Genomic DNA, 6,769 nt, shown 5'->3' with positions numbered 1-6,769 from the left:
CTAGACTGGGCCGCCGATACCGGCTCCGTCGCCGGATGCCGGAACCATGCCGATGCCGGCAACCAGGAAGGGACCGCGAGCCATGACCAAGGAGCAGGAGCGCGCTCGAGCGCGCCGCCGCCACGAGCGCCAGCTCAAGGCCATCGCCCAGCGCGAGGCCGACGGTGCGCGGCGCAACCGCGTGCTCGCCATCATCGCCACGGTCGTCGCCGTACTCGGCGCGTTGGCTCTCCTCGGCACCGTCTTCGGCTCGCAGGATCCGGACCCCTCGCCCAGCGCCGCCGCCACCACGCTTGCGGGCTGCCAGCCGCCGCCGGAGATCCTCGGCACCGGTGCCGAGCTCGACCTCCCGGATGCCGCGACGGCCAAGGGCAAGACGTACGTCGCCACCATCGCGACCAACTGCGGCGACATCGAGCTCACCCTGGACGGTGAGAAGGCTCCCCAGGCCGTGGCGTCGTTCGTCCAGCTCGCCGAGCGCGACTACTGGCGCAGCGCGCCGTGCCACCGCCTCACGACGTCGCCGACGCTGAAGGTGCTCCAGTGCGGCGACCCGACCGGCACCGGTCAGGGCAACCCCGGCTACGGCTTCGGCGTCGAGAACGCGCCGGCTGACGGCAGCTACCCGCGAGGAACGGTCGCCATGGCCCGCACCCAGGATCCCGAGCAGGGCAACGGCGGTCAGTTCTTCATCGTGTACGGCGACTCGTCACTACCGGACCCCAACGGGTACACCGTGTTCGGCACGGTCACCGCAGGGTTGGATATTGTCGACAAGATTGTTGCCGCCGGGGTTGGCCCCGGCGGTTCGAGCCCCGATGACGGCTTCCCCGCCGCACCGATCAGCATCCTCAGCGTTGCTGTCACCGAGAAGAAGGCCTGACCGTGTCCGACGACCAGCCCACCCCCCGCCCCGCCATCCCCTCGCCCGCGGCCCTGGCCTCCCGGCTCCAGGCCCGCCCGGTGGCGGCTCCCGCAGCACCGGTGAGCCACTCGGAGTCAGCCCGCTTCGGTCGGGTCGACGACACCGGCACCGTCTTCGTCACCGTCGGTGAGGAGGAGCGCGAGGTGGGGTCCTACCCGGGGGCGTCCGCCGAGGAGGCCCTGCAGTACTTCGCGCGCAAGTACGACGAGCTGGCCGCGTCGGCAGACCTTCTCGAGGCGCGGCTGCGCAACCCCGAGGTCGCCTCCAAGGAGGTCGCCGACGGGTTGACGACGCTCAAGGAGCACATCGCCTCCACCGGGGTCGTGGGTGACCTCGCCGCCCTGGAGGCCACCGTGGCCCGGGTCGAGGAGGGCTTGGCCGCCAAGCGTGCCGAGGAGGCGCAGGCACGGGCAGCAGCCCGCGCGGTGGCCGCCGAGCAGCGCGAGGCACTGGTCGCCGAGGCCGAGAAGATCGCGGCCCAGCCAGCCGGCTCCACCCAGTGGAAGACCAGCGGTGAGCGCATGCGGGCCCTGCTCGATGAGTGGAAGCAGCACCAGCGCAGCGGCCCCAAGCTCGACAAGACCACGGAGTCCGCCCTGTGGACCCGCTTCAGCCACGCCCGCAACACCTTCGACAAGGGCCGCCGCGCCTGGTTCGCCGACCTCGAGACGAGCCGCGCGGACGCGCGCTCGACCAAGGAGGCCCTCGTCACCGAGGCGGAGAAGCTCGCGACGAGCACCGACTGGGCCCCGACCGCGCGCGCGTTCAAGCAGCTGATGGACCGTTGGCGCACTGCCGGTCGCGCCTCGCGCGCCGAGGACGACGCCCTCTGGGAGCGGTTCCGCAGTGCGCAGGATGCCTTCTTCACCGCCAAGGACGAGGTCGTCGCCGCCGAGGACGAGTCCTTCCGGGCCAACCTCGTCGTCAAGGAGGCGTTGCTCGTCGAGGCCGAGGCGCTGTTGCCGGTCTCCGACGTCGAGGCGGCCAAGGCAACGCTGCGCGGCATCCAGGACCGTTGGGAGGCCGCCGGAAAGGTCCCCCGAGCCGACCTCGAGCGGGTCGAGAAGCGGATGCGCCGGGTCGAGGCCACGATCCGCGAGGCCGACGAGCAGCGCTGGAAGCGCACCAACCCCGAGGTGGCGGCCCGCGCCCGCTCGATGGTCGACCAGCTCGAGGCCTCGGTGGCAGCGACCCAGGCTGACCTGGCCAAGGCCGAGGCCAAGGGCGACACCAAGGCGGCCGCAGCCGCGACCAGCAAGCTGGCGGCGCAGCAGCAGTGGCTGGACCAGGCGCGCGCCGGCCTCGACGAGTTCAGCGGCTGACGGTCGCTGCGTCCGGCAGGGTGGTCGCTCCTGCGACCACCTCGCCGGACGCTAGTGGTCTGAGCGCTTTCCGCCGGTGACCCGGTGTGCGTCGAAGACTCCGTCGACGCTCTGCACGGCTCGCACGACGTGGCCCAGGTGCGCCGGGTCACCCATCTCGAAGGTGAAGTGCAGCTTGGCCATCCGGTCGCGCGAGGTGGTCACGGCAGCGGACAGGATGTTGACTCCGTTGTCGGAGATCACCCGGGTGACGTCGGAGAGCAGTCGCGACCGGTCGAGGGCGTCGACCTGGAGCTGGACGAGGAACAGGCTGCCCGAGGTGGGGGCCCACTCGACCTCGATGATCTTCTCGGGCTGGGAGAGCAGCGAGTCGGCGTTGGTGCAGTCGCGGCGGTGGACCGAGACGCCGGTGCCGCGCGTGACGAAGCCCAGGATGTCGTCGCCGGGCACCGGGGTGCAGCACCGCGCGAGCTTGACCCACACGTCCGACATGCCCTTGACGACGACCCCGGGGTCGCCTGAGCGTCGGTGGTGGGTGCGCCGGGCGGTGGGGCTGGCTGCCTCGGCGATGTCCTCGCTGGCACCCTCCTCTCCCCCGACCGAGGCCACGAGCCGCGACACGACGTGCTGGGCCGAGACGTGGCCCTCGCCGATGGCGGCATAGAGACCGTCGATCCCGGCCAGGCGCAGCTCCTCGGCGACGCCCGTGAGGGACTCGACCGAGGTGAGTCGCTGCAGGGGCAGGCCCTGCTTGCGCATCACCTTCGCGAGGGCGTCCTTGCCCTCGTCGATCATCTCCTCGCGGCGTTCCTTGGTGAACCAGTGCTTGATCTTGTTGCGGGCCCGTGCGGAGCGCACGAAGTTCAGCCAGTCACGCGACGGGCCGGCGGAGTCGGCCTTGGACGTCAGCACCTCGACGACGTCGCCGTTGTCGAGGCGGCTCTCCAACGGCACGAGACGGGCGTTGACCCTGGCGCCGATGCAGTGGTGGCCCACCTCGGTGTGCACGGCATAGGCGAAGTCGACCGGCGTCGACCCGGCCGGCAGACCGACGAGCTGTCCCTTCGGCGTGAAGACGTAGACCTCGCTGGCGGTGATCTCGAAGCGCAGCGACTCCAGGAACTCACCCGGGTCGGAGGTCTCCTTCTGCCAGTCGAGCAGCTGGCGCAACCAAGCCATGTCGTTGATCGGACCGGTCTGGCCGTCGCGGGCCTGCGCCCCGCCCTGAGCCCCCCGGGCGGCCGCACCCTTGGCGTTGGGCTCTTCCTTGTACTTCCAGTGGGCCGCGACGCCGTACTCGGCCCGGCGGTGCATCGTGTGCGTGCGGATCTGGATCTCGACGGGCTTGCCGCCCGGGCCGATGACCGTCGTGTGCAACGACTGGTACATGTTGAACTTCGGCATCGCGATGTAGTCCTTGAACCGCCCCGGCACCGGGTTCCACCGGGCGTGCAGCGCCCCCAGCGCCGCGTAGCAGTCGCGCACGGTCTCCACGAGTACGCGCACGGCGACGAGGTCGTAGATCTGCTCGAAGTCGCGGCCCCCCACGATCATCTTCTGGTACACGGAGTAGTAGTGCTTGGGCCGGCCGGTGACGGTGGCCTTGATCTTGGCCGTGGCCAGGTCGGCGCTCACCTCGTCGCGCACGGTGGCGAGGTACTCCTCGCGAGCCGGGGCACGCTCGGCCACGAGCCGGACGATCTCGTCGTACACCTTCGGGTACAGCGCCTGGAAGGACAGGTCCTCGAGCTCCCACTTGATGGTGTTCATGCCGAGCCGGTGGGCCAGCGGGGCGTAGATCTCGAGGGTCTCCTTGGCCTTGCGGGCGGCGCTCTCCTGCGAGACGTAGCGCCAGGTGCGCGCGTTGTGCAGCCGGTCCGCGAGCTTGATGACGAGGACCCGGATGTCGCGCGCCATGGCCACGACCATCTTGCGCACGGTCTCGGCCTGCGCGGCCTGGCCGTAGGTGACCTTGTCGAGCTTGGTCACGCCGTCGACGAGCATGGCGATCTCGTCACCGAAGTCGCGCCGCAACGCCTCGAGGCTGTACGACGTGTCCTCGACGGTGTCGTGCAACAGCGCCGCAGCCAACGTCGTCGGTGTCATGCCGAGCTCGGCGAGGATCGTGGTCACCGCCAGGGGGTGGGTGATGTAGTCATCGCCCGATCGCCGCTTCTGCCCCTCGTGCGCGCGCTCCGCGACCGCGTAGGCCCGCTCGATGACGGCGACGTCCGCCTTCGGGTGGGTTCCCCGCACGACCTGGAGCAGCGGTTCGAGGACCGGGTTGCCAGGGGTGCGGTTGCGGCCCACGAGGGCCAGGGCCGCCCGGGCCCTGGCGCGCGAGGACACGCCGGGTGGGGGTGTCCCCGCCCCGACCCACGTACCGTCCTCGACCATGCCGGGAGTGTAGTGCTCAGCCAGCCGGTCGCCGATGCCGGTCCACGATGCTCAGCGCTTGGACTTCGGCGGGCGCCGCGGCTGGTTGCGCGGACCGGACTGGGCGTACTTGTGCACGGCCCGGCCGGACAGGGTCGATGCGTCGCCGGATGCCGCGGCACGCGTGCCGCTGCCCGCGGACACCGCGACCCGTGGGTCCTCGGCGCCGCCGTCACCCTCGCCGAATGCCTCAGCGGTCTCGGCCGCGGCCACGTCCTTGGCCCGCCGGGCCTGGTACCGGCTGGCTCGCTTGGCCAGTTCGATGACGGCCGGCTCGTTGCGCCGCAGGGAGACGAGCAGGGGCGTGGCGATGAAGATCGAGGAGTAGGCGCCGACGATGATGCCGACGAAGAGCACGAGCGAGAGGTCGAGCAGCACGCCGGGCCCGAGCCAGATGGCGCCGACCGCGAGCACGGCGGCCACGGGCAGCACGCCGATGATCGTGGTGTTGATCGAGCGGACCATCGTCTGGTTGACGGCGAGGTTGGCGGCCTCGGCATAGGACATGCGGCCGTTGGCGAAGGCCTCCGTGGTGTTCTCGCGCACCTTGTCGAACACGACGACCGTGTCGTAGAGGCTGTAGCCGAGCACGGTGAGGAAGCCGATCATCGTCGCGGGCGACACCTCGAACCCGATCAGGGCGTAGATGCCGACGGTGATGATCATGTCGTGGACCACGGCGATCAGCGCCGCCGCGGCCATCTTCCAGTTGCGGAAGTAGATGCTCATGACCACGGCCACCAGGGCGAGGAAGATCACCAGGGCGCGCAGTGCCTGTTGACTGACCGACGCACCCCACGATGGGCCGATGAAGGTGCCGCTGACCTCAGAGGTCGGCACCCCGAAGGCCTCGGCGAGGTTCTGGCGGACGGCTTGGCTGTCGGTGTCGTTGAGTCGTTCGGTCTGCACCCGCACGGTGTTGTTGCCGACGACGGTGACGTTGACGGCACGCTGGCTCTCAGTTGCACCGATGGCCTGGCGGGCGATGTCCTCGTACGTGGCGGGCAGCGACGTGGTCGCCACCCGGAACTCCGAACCGCCGCGGAACTCGAGCCCGAGGTTCAGGCCCTGGAACACCAGGCCGAGGACGGCGATGAGCATGACGACGGCGGAGGCGATGTAGAACCGGCGCCGCTGGGCGACGACGGGCACCGACTTCTCGCCGGTGTAGAGGTCGTTGCCGAGCGTGGCGAAGCGCGAACTCATGCCACACCTCCTTCGGTGCCTGCCGCGGCAGGAGTGGGGTGCGTGAAACGGCCGCGACCGGCATACCGGGGCTTGGCCGAACTCAGGGTGAGGCGACGTGGATCCAGGCCGGACCAGGCGTGGCCGTCACGGAAGAACGGGCGCCGGGCCAGCAGCGAGACGACCGGGTGGGTGAACCAGAAGACGACCAGGAGGTCGATGAGCGTGGTCAGGCCCAAGGTGAACGCGAAGCCGCGCACGCTCGAGCTGGCGAGCGCGTAGAGCACGGCGGCGGCGAGGAAGTTCACGCCGTCGGCGATGAGGATGGTGCGCTTGGCGCGGTTCCACCCGGTCTCGACGGCAGCGGCGAGGGAGCGCCCGTCACGCAGTTCGTCACGGATGCGCTCGAAGTACACGATGAACGAGTCCGCGGTGAACCCGATGGCGACGATGAGGCCGGTCACGCCGGCCATGTCGAGGCGGTAGTTGTGCGACCACCCGAGGATCGTGATGGCGAGGTAGGTCAGCAGGCCCGCGACGAGGATCGAGGCCACCGTGACCAGACCCAGGACGCGGTACTGGAGCAGGGAGTACACGAACACGAGGAACAGTCCGATGAAGCCGGCGATGAACCCGTACCGCAACTGCTCGCTGCCCAGCGTGGGGCTGATGTCGATGCTCGTCTGCTCGACGAAGGACAGCGGCAGCGCACCGAACTTCAGCTGGTCGGACAGGGCTCGGGCCTCGGCCAGGGTGAAGCCACCGGTGATGCTGGCGCGGCCGTCGAGGATGGCCTCGTTGAACCGGGGGGCGACGATGACCCGGGAGTCCAGGGTCGCGGCGAGCTGGTTCTGCGGCTCGGGCAGGGCGACCATGGCGCGGCTGATGTCGGCGTACTGCT

At 70.2% G+C, this 6,769-nt stretch carries 5 protein-coding genes; 2 read left to right on the top strand and 3 right to left on the bottom strand.

The features are described from left to right. Positions 1 to 82: 82 nt before the first annotated feature. Positions 83 to 883: a peptidylprolyl isomerase gene (locus PLL68_RS11390; RefSeq protein WP_324534173.1), complete on the top strand. Its 801-nt coding sequence runs from the start codon at positions 83 to 85 to the stop codon at positions 881 to 883. A gap of 2 nt (positions 884 to 885) precedes the next feature. Continuing rightward, on the top strand, positions 886 to 2,247 hold the full coding sequence (locus PLL68_RS11385) for a DUF349 domain-containing protein (protein WP_324534171.1): 1,362 nt from the start codon (positions 886 to 888) through the stop codon (positions 2,245 to 2,247). 51 nt (positions 2,248 to 2,298) lie between these two features. On the opposite strand, the gene PLL68_RS11380 is transcribed toward PLL68_RS11385, so the two are convergent. The 3 genes from PLL68_RS11380 to PLL68_RS11370 all read right to left on the bottom strand — a co-directional run. Then, positions 2,299 to 4,644, bottom strand: a complete 2,346-nt coding sequence (locus PLL68_RS11380) for a RelA/SpoT family protein (protein WP_324534169.1) — start codon at positions 4,642 to 4,644, stop codon at positions 2,299 to 2,301. A 51-nt stretch (positions 4,645 to 4,695) separates the two neighbouring features. Further along, positions 4,696 to 5,889, bottom strand: coding sequence for a protein translocase subunit SecF (gene secF / locus PLL68_RS11375; protein ID WP_324534167.1), 1,194 nt, complete (start codon positions 5,887 to 5,889; stop codon positions 4,696 to 4,698). Further along, on the bottom strand, positions 5,886 to 6,769 hold an 884-nt coding region (locus PLL68_RS11370), incomplete at its 5' end, for a preprotein translocase subunit SecD (RefSeq protein ID WP_324534165.1). The genes PLL68_RS11370 and secF, both read right to left, overlap by 4 nt.

It is taken from the genome of Ornithinibacter sp. (assembly GCF_035443565.1).
GTDB lineage: Bacteria > Actinomycetota > Actinomycetes > Actinomycetales > Dermatophilaceae > Fodinibacter.
Note: the sequence above shows the minus strand (reverse complement) of the source record. Positions and strands in the feature narration are given on the sequence as shown.

Coding starts and splice junctions, on each gene's coding strand:
- PLL68_RS11390 (WP_324534173.1), top strand. CDS start 83: ATGACCAAGGAGCAGGAGCGCGCTCGAGCGCGCCGCCGCCACGAGCGC.
- PLL68_RS11380 (WP_324534169.1), bottom strand. CDS start 4,644: ATGGTCGAGGACGGTACGTGGGTCGGGGCGGGGACACCCCCACCCGGC.
- secF (WP_324534167.1), bottom strand. CDS start 5,889: ATGAGTTCGCGCTTCGCCACGCTCGGCAACGACCTCTACACCGGCGAG.